The sequence below is a fragment of the Prochlorococcus sp. G4PB17 genome (assembly GCF_059772445.1).
Genome location: NZ_CM186288.1, coordinates 1096640 through 1118985, shown reverse-complemented (window position 1 = coordinate 1118985; position 22346 = coordinate 1096640). Strand labels below are relative to the sequence as shown.

General features: G+C 31.0%; 17 protein-coding genes. 2 read left to right on the top strand and 15 right to left on the bottom strand.

Translation table 11 applies throughout. The annotated features are described in order from the left end of the window. Positions 1-57 precede the first annotated feature (57 nt). Positions 58-282 (bottom strand): hypothetical protein, encoded by a 225-nt coding sequence (locus AC6EJB_RS06620; RefSeq protein ID WP_498490559.1) that lies wholly within the window; start codon positions 280-282, stop codon positions 58-60. A gap of 441 nt (positions 283-723) precedes the next feature. Next, positions 724-1032 carry a DUF1651 domain-containing protein gene (locus tag AC6EJB_RS06615; RefSeq protein WP_498490558.1) on the bottom strand — a complete coding sequence of 103 codons (309 nt, stop codon included), beginning with the start codon at positions 1030-1032 and terminating at the stop codon, positions 724-726. A gap of 404 nt (positions 1033-1436) precedes the next feature. Here AC6EJB_RS06615 and AC6EJB_RS06610 point away from each other — a divergent pair, with 404 nt between their 5' ends. Next, the gene (locus AC6EJB_RS06610) at positions 1437-1664 is read left to right on the top strand and encodes a hypothetical protein (RefSeq protein ID WP_498490557.1); all 228 of its coding nucleotides are present in this window, start codon (positions 1437-1439) and stop codon (positions 1662-1664) included. Further along, on the top strand, positions 1665-1835 hold the full coding sequence (locus AC6EJB_RS06605; protein ID WP_498490556.1) for a hypothetical protein: 171 nt from the start codon (positions 1665-1667) through the stop codon (positions 1833-1835). Positions 1836-2519: 684 nt separating this feature from the next. Here AC6EJB_RS06605 and AC6EJB_RS06600 read toward each other — a convergent pair. The 13 genes from AC6EJB_RS06600 to AC6EJB_RS06540 form a co-directional block, all read right to left on the bottom strand. After that, a complete protein-coding gene (locus AC6EJB_RS06600) occupies positions 2520-3119 on the bottom strand; it encodes a 2OG-Fe(II) oxygenase (protein WP_498490555.1) in 600 nt (199 codons plus the stop codon). Then, positions 3120-3956, bottom strand: a complete 837-nt coding sequence (locus AC6EJB_RS06595; RefSeq protein WP_498490554.1) for a tetratricopeptide repeat protein — start codon at positions 3954-3956, stop codon at positions 3120-3122. 57 nt (positions 3957-4013) lie between these two features. Continuing rightward, entirely contained in the window at positions 4014-4610 is a 597-nt protein-coding gene (locus AC6EJB_RS06590; protein ID WP_498490553.1) for a 2OG-Fe(II) oxygenase, read from the bottom strand. Beyond that, positions 4611-5585: a tetratricopeptide repeat protein gene (locus tag AC6EJB_RS06585; protein WP_498490552.1), complete on the bottom strand. Its 975-nt coding sequence runs from the start codon at positions 5583-5585 to the stop codon at positions 4611-4613. 442 nt (positions 5586-6027) lie between these two features. Next, on the bottom strand, positions 6028-8286 hold the full coding sequence (locus tag AC6EJB_RS06580; protein ID WP_498490551.1) for a tetratricopeptide repeat protein: 2259 nt from the start codon (positions 8284-8286) through the stop codon (positions 6028-6030). Between the two features lie 592 nt (positions 8287-8878). Continuing rightward, positions 8879-10447, bottom strand: a complete 1569-nt coding sequence (locus tag AC6EJB_RS06575) for a CmcI family methyltransferase (RefSeq protein ID WP_498490550.1) — start codon at positions 10445-10447, stop codon at positions 8879-8881. A gap of 307 nt (positions 10448-10754) precedes the next feature. Next, complete coding sequence (locus tag AC6EJB_RS06570) at positions 10755-11366, bottom strand: 2OG-Fe(II) oxygenase (RefSeq protein WP_498490549.1); 612 nt, start codon at positions 11364-11366, stop codon at positions 10755-10757. After that, positions 11363-12244, bottom strand: coding sequence for a tetratricopeptide repeat protein (locus AC6EJB_RS06565; protein ID WP_498490548.1), 882 nt, complete (start codon positions 12242-12244; stop codon positions 11363-11365). The genes AC6EJB_RS06570 and AC6EJB_RS06565 overlap by 4 nt, the downstream gene beginning before the upstream one ends. A 52-nt stretch (positions 12245-12296) precedes the next feature. Continuing rightward, positions 12297-15272: a tetratricopeptide repeat protein gene (locus tag AC6EJB_RS06560; RefSeq protein WP_498490547.1), complete on the bottom strand. Its 2976-nt coding sequence runs from the start codon at positions 15270-15272 to the stop codon at positions 12297-12299. 344 nt (positions 15273-15616) lie between these two features. Further along, on the bottom strand, positions 15617-16213 hold the full coding sequence (locus AC6EJB_RS06555) for a 2OG-Fe(II) oxygenase (protein WP_498490546.1): 597 nt from the start codon (positions 16211-16213) through the stop codon (positions 15617-15619). Between the two features lie 20 nt (positions 16214-16233). Further along, positions 16234-18291, bottom strand: coding sequence for a tetratricopeptide repeat protein (locus AC6EJB_RS06550; protein WP_498490545.1), 2058 nt, complete (start codon positions 18289-18291; stop codon positions 16234-16236). Between the two features lie 247 nt (positions 18292-18538). Then, positions 18539-20362: a tetratricopeptide repeat protein gene (locus AC6EJB_RS06545; protein ID WP_498490544.1), complete on the bottom strand. Its 1824-nt coding sequence runs from the start codon at positions 20360-20362 to the stop codon at positions 18539-18541. A gap of 207 nt (positions 20363-20569) precedes the next feature. After that, positions 20570-22243: a tetratricopeptide repeat protein gene (locus tag AC6EJB_RS06540; RefSeq protein ID WP_498490543.1), complete on the bottom strand. Its 1674-nt coding sequence runs from the start codon at positions 22241-22243 to the stop codon at positions 20570-20572. Positions 22244-22346 lie beyond the last annotated feature (103 nt).

The following is a 22346-nucleotide window of genomic DNA, read 5'->3' as shown; positions in this document are numbered from 1 at the left end:
GTAATTCTACTATTAATTATAAGTGCCATTTGGACCTCTTCCTGAGATTATTGATACTTAACTAACAACGCTAGATGATTGAATAGTTGCTTGATAAAACGAACTATTTTGCCAATCAACTACTTGATTGAAGTCATCCAATTTGGTTATGTCTTTCAACCCATAGTCAAAGGTTTGTTCAAACTCTTCTATTGGAACTTTGTGAGGTGTGTGATCGTTTTTATCTTTTACTCTTTCTAATACTTCGGGTAAACGAAGCAATCTCTCTCCTATAGTTTTCATAATAAAAACCTCATTTATCAGTTAGTAAAAATAATCCTCTACGATTCAGTAATTAACCTTTTTCAAGCAATATCTTCCGTTTTGGATGTAAACATTATAGCACAAACTTCGTTTTGTGGTAAGGGGTTTGGAGTTTTCTGCTTTCTGTGTGTTGATTAGCATTTTACTGCGTAGGGGTATTAGTAGGGGGAAATATCGCTAATTCACCTTTGAACTGTTCAATCCCTTTCGCTGCGGTGCGTTTGAACTCCCCCCGATTCTCTTACCTCTCCGTTCTTAATTTGTCCAGGATGTTTCATAGACACCCAAACCCCTGATGGAGAAGAGACATAACGAAATTGATTGATTCAGGAGTGCCCATACTGTTGCATACAGTTCATTTTTTTGTTGGGTGGATGTTTGGTGTGAAACAATTTTGTGTTGGGTGAAATAAGTGGTTGATTAAGCAGCATCAACACAAGCATTGAACTGATGTTCTACTAATTCCCAACCGTTGCTAATCAATTCATTCCAAGTTTCATAAGAAGACTGATAGTCCAATCTTCTTGTGTTCTTCAATCTGGTTGGAACACCTTTTTTAGTGCAAAACCAAAGTTGAGTAAAAACTGTCGGCGAAACCATCACAGATTCGGGATCTCTTATAAACAACAAACAAAAATCTCTAGCAGGAGAAACTAACCACCCCGATGGTGTTGGTAATGCTTCTCTCACTGGTTCATTCATGTAACTGATATCTGATGGGGAATTCATTTCCGATAAAGATTCTGACGAAGGTAGTAATCAGAGGAATCACGAAGTAGAGACAAAAAAGCATCTGCTCACTGGTTCTTTGGATGCTTATGCTTGTAACAGGAATAAAACTAATACAAATATACTATCTTTGTCTAGGTGGTCAACCTAAAAAATTCCATTAAAGAAGGGGGCGAGATTTTGGTCGCCCCCTTTAAGTTCAGCACTTGTTTATCCTTGTGAACCATCCATTTCCTTTACTAACCACTTCCCTGACCTACGGGAAGACAAGTGCTAGAACTCCAACCCATTTCTAACCAAACCTAATTATTGGGACATGAGACAAAACACCTGTTTCCATTTGTGTAATTGGTTCATCAGACCAAAGTGAGTTAAAACAATAATAAGTAAGTAGTTAATTGAAAATGGATATTAAAGAATATGATTGGAACTTTGTTTATAAGATTCGTGATTCAGGTGATGTGATTTATAAAGTCACTATTCCATCAGAACGAAAACAAGATGCAGTTGAAATATTTAAGAGAGAACATCCAAATGGATTAATCTGTCGTGGTATCAGGAGAGGTGATTTTAAATTGATACCATTTCAGGAGCTATCTTCACGTGATCCTTGGGAAGAGATTGCTTCGTAAGTGATATTCAAATCAAATCAAGGCAAATCCTTTACCAAAGAAGAAACAATAGATCTAATGGTGTCATTGAGTGCAACTGACGCAAATTCAGAAAAGAAGTGGAGAGGTTTCTACAACTCTTTATCGCACAAAGAACTTCAGGATGAATGGGATGCGTATTGGAAACCTTAATTTTTTGCATTGAGAAAGGGACTCTACTGCTTCAGCGATCTTGACTCCCTCTCTTCATCTTGAAAGTATATTTTAGAGTGTAATCGTGCTCCTTAAATAACATTTAAAATGTGTTGGGTGGAATAACGCCAAAATCTAATCAACTTGCGGTATGCTTCTCCATCAAAGTCCACTTAGCTTGACTCAACTGTCCTCCCTCTTCGTTCTTTATTGGTTCAGGCGAGTTCGTATAAGTTCATAAAACAGAAATAACGCAGTAGCACATAAGGATTAGAAGAACAGAAAGTCCCTTCCCTTCCATAAGTGTGCTAAAGAGATCGGAAATGTAGAGGGGGGATTTTAAGAACTCAGTAGGAGAGAGATCTCAGGTATGTCAATAGTTTTCACTCTCGTGGAGGTGGATTGAAGTTTCTTGGTTGGATATATCTGGTCTGTTTATTACTGAAGGCATTAAAAAAGCATCTACCAAGCAGGTGTTTTTACTCCAAGAGAAATAGGATTAAGCAAGAAAAAACCCTGAAGGAAAAAACTTCGGGGTTTTCTTCGTTGACAGATCAACAAGATAGGAAAATCAAAAATGCTTTCCGTCAGTCAAAAAAATCACATATCTTCCATTATTTATTTGCTTTTAGAAACCCGAACAGAAAAATCTTGTTAAAAGTTTTAAATGATATCGATCAAAAATTAATTAGCAAAACAGATCCAACCAGTAATGATATATTTTGAACCTTTTCTTAAAATATTTCCTCTGTGTGCGTGAGTCCATTCAGCCGGCCATATTAAAGTTAGTCCTTTTCTTGGTTGTATTTCAAGATCATAATGACTGAAATACGTTGAACCACCTTCTTCAACATCATTTAAGAAAGTCATAAAAGCAAACACACGGTGACAACTATCTATGCTTAGTCGTTCAGTATGTATTGCTTTAAAATGTTGGCCAGGTTTATATCTTTGAAGATTGAAGGAACCAATTTCTAATTTTTGAGCTAAATCTTCTAAAAAAGGCCATTCTTCTATGTAGTTTTTATAGCATTCAAAAAGTTTTTCGAAATAAGCCTTAAATGCTTCATTGCCAGGGAGAGTAATTTCTTTCGGTTTAATCGAAATATCAATACTATCTTTTTGATTAGTATCAACGCCACCTATTGTTCTTCCTTTCTTTTGCTTGACTAAATTGAGTTCAAAATAGTTAATAAGATCTTCACATATAGAAAATGGTTCCAGATTCCAAGATCCAATAAAATGAGGATTTAGATTATTTGTTTCTATGAAAACTTTTTTCATTTAATTAATGATGATATTAGAGTTTTTATAATTAAAATTAATGGACCCATTTGCTTCTCTTATTCTAAGTAGGCCCTCCCGCAACTTACCAGTCTTCAATAGGATGCTGCCTAGACCTGCTTTTGCTTCATCAAGGTTTTTATCAAGACACATCGCTTCTTCGTAGCATAAAATAGATTCTTTTAGTTTGCCAAGATCATTCAATATGTTTCCAAGATTGGAATGTGCCTCTGCGTAATCAGGTTTGATTTCAATTGCTTTGCGAGTATATAATTCTGCTTCTTGTAACTTGCCAAGATCTTTCAATATGTTTCCCAGATTTAAATAGGCATCTACGAAATTAGGATTAAGTTCAATTGCTTTGCGAGTATATAATTCTGCTTCTTGTAACTTGCCAAGATCTTTCAATATGATTCCCAGATTGTAATGAGCCTTTAGGTGATCAGGTTTAATTTCAATTGCTTTAAGGTATGAGATTTCTGCTTCTTGTAACTTACCAAGATCATTCAATATTATTCCCAGATTGTAATGGACACTTGCGTCATTAGGTTTAATTTCAATTGCTTTGAGGTATGAGATTTCTGCTTCTTTTAATTTTCCAAGATTGCTAAATATGACTCCGTAATTGGAAAAAACTCTGTGATCTTTGAAACCTTGATCTATGAAATATTGATAATATTTTGCTGCTTCTGAGATGTTTCCTTGTGAATGAAACTTAAATGCTTGATTAATTATTTCTTTTTTAGACGGTTTGGGAGGAGTATTGGTAGTAATAGTTATGTTTTCTTTGATTTTTCCTAAATCAAATGGAACAGTGAATGTTTTTACTTCAGTCACTTTACTTTCTCCTCAGCTACTAATAATGAGAGTCAATTAATATAATGCCAAAATTAATTAGCAAATATTCATCCAACCCGTAATGATATATTTTGAACCTGCTTTAAGTATATTGCCTTTATGTGCGTGAGTCCATTCAGCAGGCCAAATTAAAGTTAATCCTTTTTTTGGTTGTATCTCAAGATCATAATGACTGAAATATGTTGACCCTCCTTCTTGAACATCATTCAAATAAGTCATAAAAGCAAAAATACGGTGAAGACTATCCAAAGATAATCTTTCTGTATGTATTTTTTTAAAATGTTGTCCAGGTTTATATCTTTGTAAATTAAAAGAACTAATCTCTAATCTTTCAGATATTTGCTCTAGAAAAGTCCAGTCCTCTATATAGTCTTTATAGCATTCAAAAAGTTGATCAAAATATAATTTAAAAGTCTCATTACCAGGAAGAATAATCTCTTTAGGCTTAATTGTAATATCAACGCTATCTTTTATATCGGGATTTAAACTATTTCCTGCTATACCACTTTTTTGTTTTGAAATATTAAGTTCAAAGTATGAGATGAGATCGTCACAAATCGATATTGGTTCTATAGTCCAAGAGCCAATAAAGTTTGGATTTTTATTTCCTGAATCTATTGCTATTTTTTTCATTTAATTAATTGTTATAGAGGATTTTTTATGATTAAAACTGATGGAACCAACAGCTTCTCTTAGTTTAAGAATACCATCAGAATGATTACCTATCTTTAAAAGTACCTTGCCTATTCCTTCTAGAGCACTTTCAAGATTTTTATTAATATCAATTGCTGCCTCAAAACATAAAAGAGCTTGATCTAATTTACCAAGATCTTCCAATATGACTCCCAGATTGAAATGCGCCTCTGCGAAATCAGGTCTGAGTTCAATTGCTTTGCGGTACGAAAATTCTGCGTCTTTTAATTTACCCTGATCTTTCAATATGATTCCCAGATTGGAATAAGCTTCTGCGTAATCAGGTTTAATTTGAATTGTTTTACGGTATGAAAATTCTGCGTCTTTTAATTTACCCTGATCTTTCAATATGATTCCCAAATTGTAATTAGCCTCTGCGTAATCAGGTTTAATTTCAATTGCTTTTCGGTATGACAATTCTGCTTCTTCTAATTTGCCTAGATCCCTCAATATGATTCCCAGATTGTAATTAGCTTCTGCGTAATTAGGATTAAGTTCAATAGCTTTACGAGTCGATAATTCTGCTTCTTGTAATTTTCCAAGATCTCTCAAGATGTATCCTAGGTTGGAATGAGAATTAGCGAAATTAGGATTGAGTTCAATAGCTCTGCGAGTCGATAATTCTGCTTCTTGTGATTTACCAAGACCTTGTAAAATTATTCCATAATTAGAAAAAACTCGGTGATCATTAAAACCTTGATTTATGCAATACTGATAATATTTTCTTGCTTCTAGAATATTTCCTTTTAGTTGAAATTGAATTGCTTGATTTATTATTTGTTCTCTAGAAGGTTTAGAAGGAGTATGAGTAGTAATAGTTAAGTTTTCTGGATTTTCTCTTAAAGGAAATGGAACTGCAAATGTTTGGACTTGAGGTGTATTCTTTTTATCGAGAGCTTTATCACTAGGTTCCATTATCTTCTAAGAACTACTGTATGTAGTAATTCTACTACTAACTATAAGTGCCATTTGAACCTCTTCCTGAGATTATTGATACTTAACTAATAATGCTTGATGATTGATTAGTTGCTTGATAAAAAGAATTGTTCTTAATTAATATTTTTACTGCGTGGGGGGAAATGTGGGGGGAAATAAAGGTATATCTCCCTTTATTAGTGCATTCCCATCCGCTGCCGTCTCCAAGTAATTCTCCCGTGCTTGCATTGCCTGAACAATTTCCTCCAATACTACGATAACTGCTAGAAACTAATACTTTATGGTGGTTTGGTCTTTCATAACTGCGGGGAGTGTGAAGGAAATAATGAATGTGATTATGGTGATGACGATATTGGCGAACTGGTGGATTCCAATAACATCGCTAACAAGTGGATTATTTTTACTAATATGATTGTCTTACTTAATGACTATTGGGTTTTACTAATTCCTTGAATTTATCTTCTAGAGATCGTGTAAATAATTCTGAGTTATAAAGAGATGAGATTTCTCTTGATTTGGCCAATTTAGATTTCAATCTTTTAAGTTCACTAGGATTTCTAGCTATATATAAAGCCTTCTCTTCATACTCTTCTTCAGTATTAGTAATTAATTCTGGAATCCCCATAGAAGTAATTATGCTAGCAGAGACTCTTGCAGCAAAACTTTCTCCTATTTTTGTTAGAACTGGTAGGCCTACCCTTAAAGCATCAGAGGTTGTTGTATGACCATTATAGTTAAAAGTATCGAGTGCTAAATCTGCAAGAGTAAGCCTCGCTAAATGTTTTTCTTGTGGCAATTGTTTGGAGAAAATTATCCTTTTTGGATTAATATTTCTTTTTTCTGCTTCATAAATTAAATTGTTTTTTGAATATTGATTAGATTTATATAACCAAAGAACACTGCCTTTGATTTTTTTTAGTAATCTCATCCAAATATTAAATTCTTTTGGAGTGATCTTTTTATTAGCGTTAAAACAAGTAAATACAAATCCTTTCTCAGGAAGATTGAAATTCTTACGAGAAATAGGTTCTTTACATATTTCTTTTGTATCGTCATTACATTGATAGCAATTTGGCATTCTTATTATTTTTTCTTTATAAAATTTTTCATATCCTTTTGGAATTATTACCTTATCAGCAATCAGATAATCAATATTATCACTTCCAAGAGTTCCAGGATAAGCCATATAATGGATTTGTATTGGAGCTACTCGATAAGAAAATATATTCATTCTGTTTCCTAAACAATATCCCATACGATCAATAGCTATATCTAATTGATCACTTCTGGCTAATTCAACTGCTTCAATATCATTTAATTCTTTTATATCTCTGAATATACAACCTGAATCTCTAGCTATTTTAGTATACTGATCCTCTTTCTTTACAAATGAGTATAAGTATACTTTGAACTTAGATTTATCATGTAACTTAAACATAGAACCCATTAAAAACATCATTGGGTGAGCTCTAAAATCAGCGGAGAAATAACCAATATGAATTTTTTTATTTTTAAAATTAGCTATAGGTTTTGATATTTTTGTGTATCTTTCTTTGTATAATTTCTTCGCTATTTTTAATTGTTTTAATGGATTATCCTCGAGATAAAGTAAACACATTGGGGTTATAGCTGCTCCTTTAATTCCAAGTGTATCCAGCCAAATAGCTTGAGCTTTCTGCTCACTCCAGTCGCATATGATTCCTTTGGATTCAATTAATCCAGTCTTCGCTATTGATAACTCATTGTCTAATTCTATGGCTTTCTTGAAGTGATTTATAGCATCATGGAATTTGCCAATATCTTTTAATACGATTCCCAGATTATTATGTGCTTCTGCGAAATGAGGATTTATTTCAATTGCTTTGCGGTATGAGATTTCTGCTTCTTGAAATTTGCCAAGATCTCTCAATACATTTCCCAGGTTTGAAAGTGCTATTGCGTAATCAGGATTAAGTGTAATTGCTTTACGGTATGAGATTTCTGCTTCTTGTAATTTGCCAAGACCGTTCAGAATGATTCCCAGATTTGAATGTGCTATTGCGTAATCAGGATTAAGTGTAATTGCTTTACGGTATGAGATTTCTGCTTCTTGTAATTTGCCAAGATCTCTCAATACATTTCCCAGATTGAAATGCGCCATTGTGTAATCAGTTTTGATTTCAATAGCTTTGCGGTATGAGACTTCTGCTTTTTGTAATTTGCCAAGATCTCTCAATACATTTCCCAGATTGAAATGCGCCATTGTGTAATCAGTTTTGATTTCAATAGCTTTGCGGTATGAGACTTCTGCTTTTTGTAATTTGCCAAGATCTCTCAATACATTTCCCAGATTGTAATGCGCCTCTGCGTAATCAGTTTTGATTTCAATAGCTTTGCGGTATGAGACTTCTGCTTCTTCTAACTTGTCAAGACTTTTTAAAATTATTCCATAATTAGAAAAAACTCTATGATCATTAAAACCTTGATTAATGAAATATTGATAATATCTCGCTGCTTCTGAAATATTGCCTTGTGAATGACACTTAAATGCTTGATTAATTATTTGTTCTTTAGTTTGTTTAGAAGGGCTATTTCTATTAATAGTTACATATTCTTTTTTTTCTTCTAAAGCGAATGGAACTGGAAATGTTTTAATCTTAGTGACTTTCTTGTTTCCTTGCTTTTTATTCCTAGATACCATTATGTACTAAGAAATTCTAATTATAGTAAGTCTACTATTTACTTTAATTGCCATTTGAAATTCTTACTGAGATTATTGTAATTTAACTCATAGAGTTATATGAAAGATTAATTGCTTCATAAAAAGAACTTTTTCCCAATAAAATACTTTATTGAAGTCATTTAAATTAGTTTGTCCTTTAACCTATAGAAAGAGTTTCGCGAAAACTCTTCTACTGTAACTTTCTTACTTAATATGGTTTCTGCTTAGGGTAAATATTGCTGTTTCTCGGTTAATTAGTTCATCCTCTTCCGCTGCAGTGCATTATGGTTCGCCACCAAAGGACTATCTCTACGTTCTTTTTAGTATTAGAGCTTCTCATGCGTTACCAGGATCATATATATAAAGTTATAGTAATGGTTTAGAGAGATAAAGAGTTTCAAACATTGCATATTATTTATTTACTTATATGTACTCATAATTGATATATACCTCGAAAGATATTTGAATGTTTCTCTCCAAATTTTTTCTAGTTTTGTATCTTATCTTCTAGTAAATAGTGCTTGCAGAAAGATTTAATTGATAGAGGAAATATAAATTCTAGGATTTGTAATTAAAACACCTTGAAAATCGAGTCAAAAGAACATGTCATATTTGTCCCAAAAAAATCAAGGTAATATTGATCTAGCATGAATCTTTCAGGGTAATTTTTGGTGAATTTCTCAATTTGTTTTTCTTTAATTTGACTGTCTTCGATTATCAAATAATCTCCAGATTTAAGAAATTTATTTACTGTATATAAAACAGATAAAAGATTAACATGTGCATCTTCGATTACTAGTATTCGTTCATTATATAAAGAATTAAGTAATGGTAATCCCTCATTAATATCTAATTTACTAATATCAAACTCTATAAAAGTAATATTATTGTAATTGAAACTTGGTTTTTTAATATCATAGCTAAAAATCTTACAATCTAACTCTAAAGACTTACAAATATCTGCCATCCAAACAGCACTTCCACCAGAGCCAGACCCGAGTTCAATAATTATTTCAGGTCTTATCTCATTAAGTAACATCGAATATATAATCATATCATTTGCTGTTTTATACAAGGAATATTCTTTCCAATTGATCAGAGAATGAGTACCCTGAGAAATTATCAATGGTAAATCATCTATCTGTCTTTTGTTTTGGGTAATAGCTTTTCTTTCTTTATAACTAATAAAACGCTGATCCTTTGATTTAATTATGGATTCAAAAATATATGAATAGTCAATTCCATTTGAATCGCTATTGATAAGATGATTGTTTACTGCGTTATCAAAAAAAGTATAAATGTGATCTTGACTTACAATTTTCTTAGAAAATAAATCAATAACATTTTCTATATTAGATTTAGTATTAATATCTTTTGCTTTGAGAGTGAAATATTTTTTTTGATACTTAATCGAATGATCTCTATTTTGAAGATTATTTAAAATTTTGGCTAATAAGTCATAAGCCTCTGCGAAATTTGGATTGAGTTCAAGTGCTTTTCGAGTAGATTGTTCTGCTTCTTGTAAATTACCAAGATCTCTTAAAATATTTCCTAGATTGTAATGAGCTTCTACGAAATCAGGATTGAGTTCAAGTGCTTTTCGAGTGGATCGCTCTGCGTCTTGTAAGTTACCAAGATCTCTCAAAATATTTCCTAGATTGGAATGAGCTTCTACGAAATTTGGATTGAGTTCAAGTGCTTTTCGAGTAGATTGTTCTGCTTCTTGTGAATTTCCAATAGCTATTAATATAACTCCTAGATTGTAATTAGCAATAGCGAAATCGGGTTTGAGTTCGAGTGCTTTTCGAGTGTATAATTCTGCTTCTTTTAGTTTATTTTGATCTTTTAAAATTATGCCATAATTAGCAAAAACTCTATGATCATCAAACCCTTGATTTATGAAATACTGATAATATTTTGCTGCTTCTGAGATATTTCCTTGTGAGTGAAACTTAAATGCTTGATTAATTAGTTGTTTTTTAGAAGGTTTAGAAGGTTTAGAAGGTTTAGAATGTTTGGAAGTTCTATTAGTGTTGGCAGTAATATTTTCTTTAATTTCGTTTAAAGCAAATGGAACTGTGACTGTTTCTATTTTAGAGACGTTCTTTTGTCCTTTCTTTTTATTACCTAATCCCTTCATGCTGTAATTATGAAATTATATAATTTCATGGAGTATAGCAAGAATTTTTAGTTATGGTAATGAGTTTGCTATTTTATTCTCTTTATTAAAGGCAAGAGAATACTCTCGCTTAATTAATAGTTTATAACATAGTGGGTGGGAGTAGGGGCGATTGGTTTTTTTTATATGGCTTTTCCACTGGGGAAAAGTTCTTATAGAGGTATTTGATTGGTTGAGGAAATTAGAATCTAAAAAAATTAATTCATTAGATCTGGGAGTTTCTGAAACTGGTGAATTGTGAAGCTATATTTTTTATGAAACCTATCAATTAAAAAGTAAAATTTATCCAACCTGTAATGATGTACTTATTGCCTGCTTTTAAAATATTTCCTTTATGTGCATGTGTCCATTCGGCAGGCCAAATCAAGGTTAATCCTTTTCTAGGTTGAATTTCAAGATCATAATGACTGAAATATGTTGAACCTCCTTCTTGTACATCATTTAAGTAAGTCATAAATACAAAAACACGATGAAGGCTATCTAAAGAAAACCGCTCGGTATGTAGACTTTTGAAATGTTGCCCAGGTACATATCGTTGAAGGTTGAAATCACCAATTTCAAAATTCTCGGATCTTTCTTTTAAAAAAGGCCATTCAGAAATATAGTCTTTATGACATTCAAATAGTTCATGAAAGTATTGATTAAAGATTTCATTACCTGGCAATAGAATGTCCTTAGGATGAATCGTGATATCTGTACTATCTTTTATATTCTTGTTAACTGCATTATCAACTCCAGAAAATGTATTTCCTTGTCTTTGTTTGCTTTTATGTAATTCAAAATAGTCTATTAAATTATCGCATAATGCGAGAGGTTCTATCATCCAGGAATTAATAAAATTAGGTTTTAAAGAACCTACTTTATTCGCGACTCTTTTCATTGGGAAAGAAAATTAACTTCTGAAAGTTTATGATTGAAAATAATATATCCACTTCCTTTTCTTAGCTGCTTTATCCCTTCTAAATGTTTACCTTTATTCATTAAAATATATCCAAGACTTCTATGACTATTTTCGTTATTAGGTTTGAGTTCAAGTGCTTTTCGAGTAGATAATTCTGCGTCTTCTAAATTTCCAAGATCACTTAAAATGACTCCTAGATTATAATGAGCTTCTGCGAAATTTGGATTAAGTTCAACTGCTTTGCGAGTAGATAGTTCTGCTTCTTGTAAATTACCAAGATCTCTCAAAATATTTCCTAGATTGGAATGAGCTTCTGCAAAATTAGGATTGAGTTCAATTGCTTTTCGAGTGGATCGCTCTGCGTCTTGTAAGTTACCAAGATCTCTCAAAATATTTCCTAGATTGGAATGAGCTTCTACGAAATCAGGATTGAGTTCAATTGCTTTTCGAGTAGATTGTTCTGCTTCTTGTAAATTTCCAGTAGCTACTAATATAAGTCCTAGATTATAATTAGCATTAGCAAAATCAGGATTGAGTTTGAGTGCTTTTCGAGTGGATAATTCTGCTTCTTTTAGTTTATTTTGATCTTTTAAAATTATGCCATAATTAGCAAAAACTCTATGATCATCAAACCCTTGATTGATGAAATACTGATAATATTTTTCTGCTTCTAAGATATTTCCTTGTGAGTGAAATTTAAATGCTTGATTAATTATTTGTTCTTTAGAAGGTTTGGAAGGCGTATTGGTTTTGACAGTAATATTTTCTTTAATTTCCTTTAAGGCAAATGGAACTGTGAATGTTTTTATTTTTGTTAAATTCTTACTACTTAGATCTTTATCAGTAGATTCGACCATTTTTTTTTCGCTTCTGATTTAACTTATTCTATTATGCACTATATTGCTATTCCTAACTCTCCCTGAGATTATTTTTATTTAATTTAGGTTGCCAATTAGTCGGTAATAATTTATCTGACTTTGCAGCATCAAGTGAAGCATTGAAGAATTCAATATATTCTTGATAAATGTTTTGATCATTAAAAATACGGCTTCTTGACTCATCATTGATTTGTGATTTTAGATTATTTCTATAGGAATGGTCGAAAGCTAATTTCTTGCATATTGATATATATTCAGATGGTGAACTTGCAATTGGTGGATTTTTGATACCCATTTGTTTGTATCCAGCGAATGCATGTCTCGACTTTATATGATTAGTAGGCATAGTAACTACAGGTGTATTAAAGCACATTGACTGATAAAAAGTATTTCCCATACCAAAATAAAAGGGATCCAATATTATATCTAAATCTTTTATTATTTGAAAAAATTCATTTAGGCTAACTCTAGGAAAAAATATAGTTTTTTGAAGTATTAATTTTGTATTATTTTTCCATCTTTCTTTTAATTGGAGCGTTTCATTCTTTTTTATGCCATCTGCAAAGAAAAATAAAGCATGTGGTATTTCTTCTAATATTTTATCTAAAACTAAATCATAATCTGGATGAAATTTAAAAGGAGAATGAGGTATACCTATTAAGAAAGAATTATCTGGTATATTTAAACTTTCGAATTTAAATTTAGTTTTAGTAATATTGATTTTAGGCATTGTATAATTTACAGGTATTCTGCTTAATTTTATTAAATTTTCTGAATAGAAACTTTCTGAGTGATTGGTTTCATAGTCATCACATGAAATGAAGTAATCAATTTCATTTGATCCAGATGTATTTGGATGACCAAGAGTGGTGAATTGTACTAATGCTAATCTTGATAGTGAGAGTAAGTAAGTATAATGAGACATCCCAAGATCAACGTAAAAAAGAATATCAATTGATCTACTTAATATCAAATCACATGAGCTTTGAATGCATCTAGGCATTCGTATAACCTCAGTAGCAAGTGCATCGATAGATTTGCTGTGGGAATCTTCTCTTGCATTAGGTCCTCTAAATATCAATACTTCAATACCAGCAGTAGCAATATTTTTTATGATATTCCCGAAAAAGTTGCTTACAGAATGCTGGTATAAATAGTCTGAGCAAACACCTAGACGAATATTTTTTCTTTTTTTGTAGTTAAGGAGCTGCTTATTTTTATTAAAATTTCTATTTACGATACCGTTCTTTGAAGATAAAACTTTAGATAATTTCATTAGTATATTTTTGTCATCTTGCTTATTATGATAAGCTAAATAGAACATACTTGTAGTAAAAATTTGACCTTTGAAGATTAAATCTTTGTTCTCATTCAATAAGGATATTTGCTTTACATATTCTTTTCTCTCTGATTCAATATGTTTATTACTAAAAGGGATTGAAGATAAATAAAGTACCGAATTAATTTTAAAGCTAAGATTTTCTGGAGCTAGTAGAGATGCTTTTTTAAATAATTTTCTTGCTTCAATATCTTTCCCTTGGTGTTCCATTATGGCTCCTAGATTAGAATGAGCTGTTGGACAATTAGGATCTAATTCTAATGATTTAAGTAATATTTTTTCAGCTTCTTCTTTTTTACCAAGTATATTTAATATGCTGCCTAGATTTGTATAAGCCATGGCGAAATTTTTATTAATTTCAATAGCTTGTCTGGTATGAAACTCTGCTTCTTTATATTTGCCAAGATCTTTTAATATATCGCCAAGATTCAAATGACCTTCTGCTAAATCAGGTATAAGCTCAGTTGCTTTTCTGGTATGAAACTCTGCTTCTTTATATTTGCCAAGCTTTCTTAGTACTTTTCCTAGATTGTGATGTGCAGCTGCGAAATCAGGTTTAAGCTCAGTTGCTTTTCGTTGATGTAACTCAACTTCTTTTAATTTTCCTAACTGGTACAAGGTATTTCCAAGAATGTAATGAGCATTGGCATTATTAGGATTAATATCAATTGCTTTGCGCATTGATACTTCTGATTCTTTTAAGTTTCCAAGCTCTCTCAGTAAATCTCCAAGATTAGAATGCGCTTCGGCTAGATCAGGTTTGATTTCAATCGCTTTTCGAGTGGAAAATTCAGCTTCTTTAAGCTTCCCTAGGTTCCTTAAAACTGTTCCAAGGTTTAGATGTGCTTGATAGAAATCAGGTTTAAGTTTAATCGTTTTGCGAAGCGATAATTCAGCTTCCTTTAGTTTATTTCTCCCAGTGAGTATTGTGGCAAGCAGAAAATGAGAATTAAATAAATTGGAATTCAGTTCCATTGCCTTCCGAGTAGAATTTTCAGCTTCTTGAAGGTTCCCTAAGTTTTTTAAAACTGTTCCAAGGTTTAGATGAGCCTGAAAGACATCAGGTTTAAGACTAATAGTTTTGCGAAGTGACAATTCAGCTTCTTCTAGTTTTTTTTGCTTAATAAGTATTGAGGAAAGAAGTAAATATGAATGATAGAGATTTGGATGGAGATCTATTGCTTTGCGTATGGATGATTCCGCTTCTTTGTTTTTTCCTAATTGTAGATAAGCATTGGCTAGATTTCCCCAAGCTGGAGCTAATTGAGAGTCGCATTTAGTGGCTTTTATTAATAAAGATATTGCCTGTTGTTTTTTACCCAAGGATAGTTCAATGCTACCAAGATTTGTTAGCGCCGGAGCATAATCCCTATTAATCTCTATTGCTCTTTGATAATAGGTTTTAGCACTATTAAGATCCCCAATGGCTTGGTAGGTATTACCCAGGTCTTTAATTACTTCATAATCATCTGGTTTCATTTTTAGAGCTTTATTTAAATATGAACGAGCAATATCTATCTTTCTTAAAGCTAAGAAAGATTTTGCTATTAACTTTATAGCTTTTATGGAGGTGTTATTCTTAGCCAATATTTTCTTACAAGTATCAATTGCTTCTTGATATTTATCTTTTTCAAAGAGCGATTGAGCTAAATCTATGTTGGCGTCCAAGAAACAAAAGGATATCATTTTTTCCAATATATCAGGCTTTTATTCTCTTTAGCCATTAATAAGCTTAATTGCTCTTAATTAATATTTAGACAAATTGAGCTCAATTTTTAATCTTTAGATCTAACTCTTCGGTCCGTCATCTCGTAGTGAAATCTGTTATGATGATCTTTTTCACATCTCCCTTTTCTCAAATATATATAAGTATCTAGTAATCTTTCAATGTCTTGATATATTTAAATAGCTTGAAAAAACTTTGATATTGGCACTCTCGAATCACTAAAATTTTCATGATTTTTATGTTGTAAATAAATTATTTAATTAATTATTATTTTATCTTTAATTTTTTATTTAGGGAATGTTAGCCAACCAGTAATTATATACTTTACTCCTGATTTTAGTATGTTTCCTTTATGAGAGTGCGTCCATTCAGCTGGCCATAGTAAACTTAAACCTTTCTTGGGCTTTATATCCAGATCATAATGATTGAAATATGTTGAACCGCCATCATCAACATCATTTAAGTAAGTCATAAAAGCTAGTAGTCTATGAAGATTGCTTAAACCAGTCCTTTCACAATGTACTTTTTGAAAGTGTTGTCCTGGCATATATTTTCCAATATTAAAAGTTCCAATATCTAATTTATTAACTATACCTGATAAAAATGGCCATTGTTTAGAGTAGTCTTTATAGCATTCAAATAAATTTTCGAAATATATTTTAAATACTTCGTTTTCTGGGAGAGTTAATTCTTTTGGTGAAAGAGCTATATCTTTTCTATCTTTAGTATCTAGTTTTAAGCCTCCAGAGGTCTTACCTTGGCTTTGTCTTTGTTTATTTTTTTCATAGTATTCGATTATTTGATCGCATAACAAAGGTTCGATTATCCATGAGCCAATAAAGTTAGGACTAAGATTAGATTTGCCTAATGGGGCTCGTCTCATTTTATAGATTTTTTCTGTGATTATTTTATAGCCACCCCATTTATCAGGTCAAATTCAATAAATCCTTCTCCTTCCTTCAGTTCTTTAATACCTTCAAAATATTTTCCTTGTCTTAATAACATTTTCCCAAGAATATAATGAGCCTCAGTCAAATCAGATTTTAATTCAATTGCTTTTCGTTGTAATAACTCAGCTTCTTCTACTTTACCAAGATCTTTCAAAATGATGCCAAGATTGGAATAAGCTTCTGCAAAATGAGGATTCAATTCGATTGCTTTTTTTTGTAATAATTCTGCTTCTTCTAATTTACCAAGATCTCTTAATATATTTCCTAGACTGAGATGAGCATCAGCAAAATTAGGATTTAATTCAATAGCTTTGCGAGTTGATAATTCTGCTTCTTTTAAATTACCAAGATCTCTCAATACATTACCTAGATTAAAATGAGCTTCTGTTAAATCAGGATTCAATGCAATCGCTTTTCTTTGTAATGACTCAGCTTCTTCTACTTTACCAAGATCTTTCGAAATGATGCCAAGATTCGAATAGGCTTCTGCAAAATGAGGATTCAATTCGATTGCTTTTTTTTGTGATAATTCTGCTTCTTGTAATTTACCAAGATCTCTTAATATATTTCCTAGACTGAGATAAGCATCAGTGAAATTAGGATTTAATTTAATAGCTTTGCGAATTGAAAATTCTGCTTCTTTTAAATTACCAAGATCTCTCAATATATTTCCCAAATTATAATGAGCCTCTGTTAAATTAGGATTAATATTTATTGCTTTACGGCAATAATACTCAGCTTCTTTGAGTTTTCCTAAGTCTTTTAAAATTGCCCCAAGGTTTAAATGAGCTTGAAAGAAATCGTTTTTTAGCTCAATTGTTTTGCGTAGAGGTTCAACTGCTTCTTGTCGTTTCTTTTGCGCAATGAGGATATTTGCAAGAAGAAAATGTGAGTTAAAAAGATTGGGATTTAACTCTATTGCTTTACGGCAATAATACTCAGCTTCTTTGAGTTTTCCTAAGTCTTTTAAAATTGCCCCAAGGTTTAAATGAGCTTGAAAGAAATCGTTTTTTAGCTCAATTGTTTTGCGTAGAGGTTCAACTGCTTCTTGTAGTTTCTTTTGCGCAATGAGGATATTTGCAAGAAGAAAATGTGAGTTAAAAAGATTGGGATTTAACTCTATTGCTTTACGGCAATAATACTCAGCTTCTTTGAGTTTTCCTAAGTCTTTTAAAATTGCCCCAAGGTTTAAATGAGCTTGAAAGAAATCGTTTTTTAGCTCAATTGTTTTGCGTAGAGGTTCAACTGCTTCTTGTAGTTTCTTTTGCGCAATGAGGATATTTGCAAGAAGGAAATGTAAGTTAAAAAGATTGGGATTTAGATCTATTGCTTTACGGCAATAATACTCAGCTTCTTTGAGTTTTCCTAAGTCTTTTAAAATTGCCCCAAGGTTTAAATGAGCTTGAAAGAAATCGTTTTTTAGCTCAATTGTTTTGCGTAGAGGTTCAACTGCTTCTTGTAGTTTCTTTTGCGCAATGAGGATATTTGCAAGAAGGAAATGTAAGTTAAAAAGATTGGGATTTAGATCTATTGCTTTAAGAATGGAGATTTCAGCTTTTTTTATTTTTCCAAATTTAATATAACAATTGGCTAAATTTCCCCAAGCAGAAGCAAGTTTAGGATCAGATTCTGTTGATTTGATGAATAAAGATAATGCTTCGTGTTTATTTCCTTTGGTGAGTTCAATACTTCCAAGATTAGTTAGTGCTGGAGCATAAGAATTATTAATAGCTATAGATTTTTTATAATATTTTTTTGCATTATTAGAATCACCAATAGCTTGATATGTATTTCCGATATCTTTAATTGCTTCATAATCAAGAGCATTAAGTGTAAGTACTTTCTTAAAATATGTACGGGATTCTTCGTATCTTCTTAATTCTAAAAAAGATTTTGCTATTAGCTTTAAAGCATCTATTGAACTTTGATCCAAAGATAGAATTTTATTGCAAGTATCAATTGTTTCAAGATACCTTTTTTGATCAAAAAGTATTTTTGCTGATGCTATCATTAATTTCAATCTAAATATGATAATTTAGATAATTATTCTATCTAAATCATTTTTTTATTCAACTATACCTTTTGATTTCTCTATATAGAAATAAATTTATCAATTTTTATTCTAATGTAATAGAATTTATAAATAGTCAATCCTTCATGGAATAATTAAGAATTTAAAAGTAAAACAATTTACTAACTCTGTGATTATTTTGTAATCCTATATTCCTACTATTATATTTAAAAATATTTATTTGATATTAATATATTATGTCACGATATTTTTCAACTTTATTAATTATTTGAATTACTGGTTGAAGCATCTCTTTGTAATTTCTCCATCCTCCAACTGATTTTGAATTAATTGGTGAACGGACTTGAACACTACTTGCTGTTGAGACTGATCTTTTATTTAAATGAGGCATTAGATAAGAATTGTCCCATTCCCAACCTAGCCAAGAGATCAAAGATTTGATCTCTTGACTAGGATTTGCTACTAATAAATCATAATTAAGATCATATATTTTTGATCGAAATCTATTCTTATATTCTGTCATTATCATATCCTGATCTGTATAAACCTTTGCACAATCAATTAAGGAAGATGAGTACTCATTTCCCACGGCAAAATGTGCTCGATAAATTGAAAGAATATTGTCTAATGGATTACGAAAGCAATGAATGATTTTTGCTTTTGGCATTTTCATGGCAATCATACCTGCATATTGATAGTTGTAGAGACATTTATTAGTTGTGATTATTTGCTCATGATTTAAATACTTTATATTTTCAAAATATAATTCAGAAAGAGATAGTTTATTATTATTATTATTATATGCTATATAGGATTCTTCGAGGGTATTTATCTCACCTAAATCAACAATCATTTTATTCATGCTAATAATAGATTCTATCAATGTTGATCCACTTCTTGGCATCCCTACAATAAAAATGCTTTCATTATAGTTATTATTTTCTTTTTCAATAGTTTCGTTTTTGTAAGTTTCTTCAAGTAATAGTCTGGATTTATTAATTAGTAGTTCCGATTTAGAAGGTTTAATAAGAATTTTTAAATCATTAGCCAAATTTAGGTATTCAGAACTTGATTTGTAATTCTTTTTCTTATGTTGTATATTTGCTCTAGCGAAATAAATATCAACTTTATCTTTGACTGATTTATTATGTAAAATACTTTCTGAAAAGAGTTGAGGATGCCAAATTTTATTATTTTTTGAACATTCAAGTGTTGATAAAGAATAGTATCCTTTTGCAAAGTTACGATCTATTCTAATTGAACTAAGAAATAAGTCTTCAGCTTTATCTAATTTACCAAGATCCTTTAATAATATTCCTAGATTAGAATATGCACTGGCATAGTCAGGTTTAATTTTAATTGCTTTAATGAGTGATAGTTCTGCTTCTTTTAACTTTCCAAGCTCCTTTAAAATATTACCAAGATTAGAATGAGCCTCAGCAGAGTTAGGATTAATTTCAATAGCTTTTCTTAGTGACAATTCTGCTTCTTCTAATTTATTATTATCTTTCAAAATATTACTAAGATTGATATGAGCATTTTCAAAATTTGGATTAATATTAATAGCTTTTCGTAAACATAATTCAGCTTCTTCTGGTTTTCCTAAATCTATTAATAAAGTGCCTAGATTATTATATGACTCTGTCGAACTTGGATTAATATTAATAGCTTTTCTAAGATATATTTCTGCTTCCTTAAGTCTTCCTATATCAATTAATAAAGTTCCTAAATTATGATGAGAGTAATCAAAATTAGGATTACTTTTAATTGATTTTTGAAGATATAACTCTGCTTCTTTTACTTTACCTAGATCCTTAAGAATTGATCCATAATTAGATAAAATTCGATAATCTTCTAATCCTTTATCTATTATGTATTCATAATAATTTATTGCTTGTTCTATTTCTCCCTCGTGATGAGCTTTGAAGGCTAAAGCAAGAAGATCCTCTTTTGAACTTATCGAATCATTTTGATAGTTACCTATCGAAAATGGTACAGGATATGTATTGATTCTATGCTGATCTCTTTTATTTCCCTTTGAGAGTTCCACTGAAATTTGAAATTTCTTTCATTATATTAAAATATTTTACTATAACTTTATTTTATTAAGCTAAGTATTTTTCAGGATTATTTATAGTCGTAAAAGTTTAGTAGTACAGTTTTTGAGAAATTATTATGTTTATCTTTAAAAATTGTTTTATATGTCTATTTCTTTTCTCTTGTATAAGTGATATTTTTAATTATTATTAAAAATTAATTATTGATCTTTTCTATTCCCAAATAACATTGTGATATTAATTCGCCGATTTTCGTATCCTTCCTTAAATGTATAGGTATCAGTTTCATGAAATAAATTAGAATTGAAAACAACTGCTCTATTTCCTTTATATGGAATAGCTTTTGTTTCTCCCTTGCTTTTTTTTAACTCTTTCTTTATTTTTTCAATATCATTATTGTAAGAATTAAAATTCCATTCCTTTGGCGCCTCTACATCATAAACAATTAGGCCACCAGATTTTGGATTTAAGTTTGCCTTACTTGGAGTGATCCAAAAATTTACATTTATTGCTGCGAAGTCTGCGTGAACGTTTATTCCACTAAGTGAAGAATTTGGATTTTTTGCTCGGCTGTCGTATTTATAAGCCCATATTTCATTAATATAATAATCTTTAAATATTTTTGGAAAATCATTTCTTAGTTCTTCAGCTATTTGTATAAGTAATGGATTAGCTAAACCCTCCCTTAAATATGCCCCTATGTAGCCACCTCCTTTGATATCAAACCAAATTGTGCTTCCCAAGAAAAACTTTCGAAGAGCTTCTAGTGCTGAATTATTTAAGAAATTATCAATATGAGTTAAACCAAAACTATGTTTAAAATAATCATTTGTGATTTTCTCAATATTTAAGGATTTGTTCACTGCTGAGTCATTTAATCTTGGCGTCTCAATTCTATGAATTATACGGTTATAACTGTCTCTGAGAAGATTTTGATGCTTAGTGCTGAGGGTGATTAATTTAGTTTCTGAGGGCCAATCAATTTCATTTTCTACCTTTTTATATAGATGGGTGAGAGAACTGAATTTTTCAGTTTCATAACCTTTAGATACTAGATATTCAAATTGTTCAATATCATGTTGTATTTTCGCTCTGCTAATTGTCTTGAATTTTAATTCATTAGTAAATTCAGTATGTTTTCCTCTTAGTACTTCTGCGCTCTTATAAAAATTATTTAGACTTAAGTTGTATTGTCCCTTCCTTAAAAGAATTAAGCCTAAGAGATTATAAGCTCTGCCGATTTTGGGATTAAGTTTAATTGATTCTAGAGTCATTAACTCAGCTTCATCTATTTTCCCAAGATCTTTCAAAATCGTTCCAAGATTAATAAAAGCATCTGCGAAATCAGGTTTTAGTTTGATTGCCTGACGCGTTGATGTTTCAGCATCTTTGAGATCTCCTTTTTCACGAAAAATGTTACCCAGACTAAAATGAGCTATAGCGAGGTTAGGATCAATTTCAATTGCTCTACGAGTTACTTTTTCTGCATCTGAAATCTTGTTAAGATCTAGATATATGATTCCTAGATTGTAATAACCTAATGCAAAATTTGAATCAGTTTCAATTGCCTTGAGAAGTAGTATTTCTGACTCTTCTAGTCTGCCAAATTCTTTTAATATAATTCCATAATTGGAGAAAACTCGTCTATCTTTTAAACCCTTATTTATGAAAGCTTTATAATACTTTGATGCCTCTATAAGCTTGCCTTTACTATGTGCATCTAACCCTAGCTTAATAATCTGATCTTTTGAATTTAAATCTTGACTATTTGTATTTATAACCGTATTTTTTTCTGCTGAATTCAAAGAGACAGGTATCGTAAATACTTCAGCTTTTTTGGGACTTTGATTTTCTTTCTCTGGAGAAAACGACACTTTATCTTCCTTGATCTAGTAATCATTATAAGCTAAATATCATTATTTTTAAACACCTTATTGATTTAAATTATCTTCTATTTTAGTATATTTTTAATTCTTT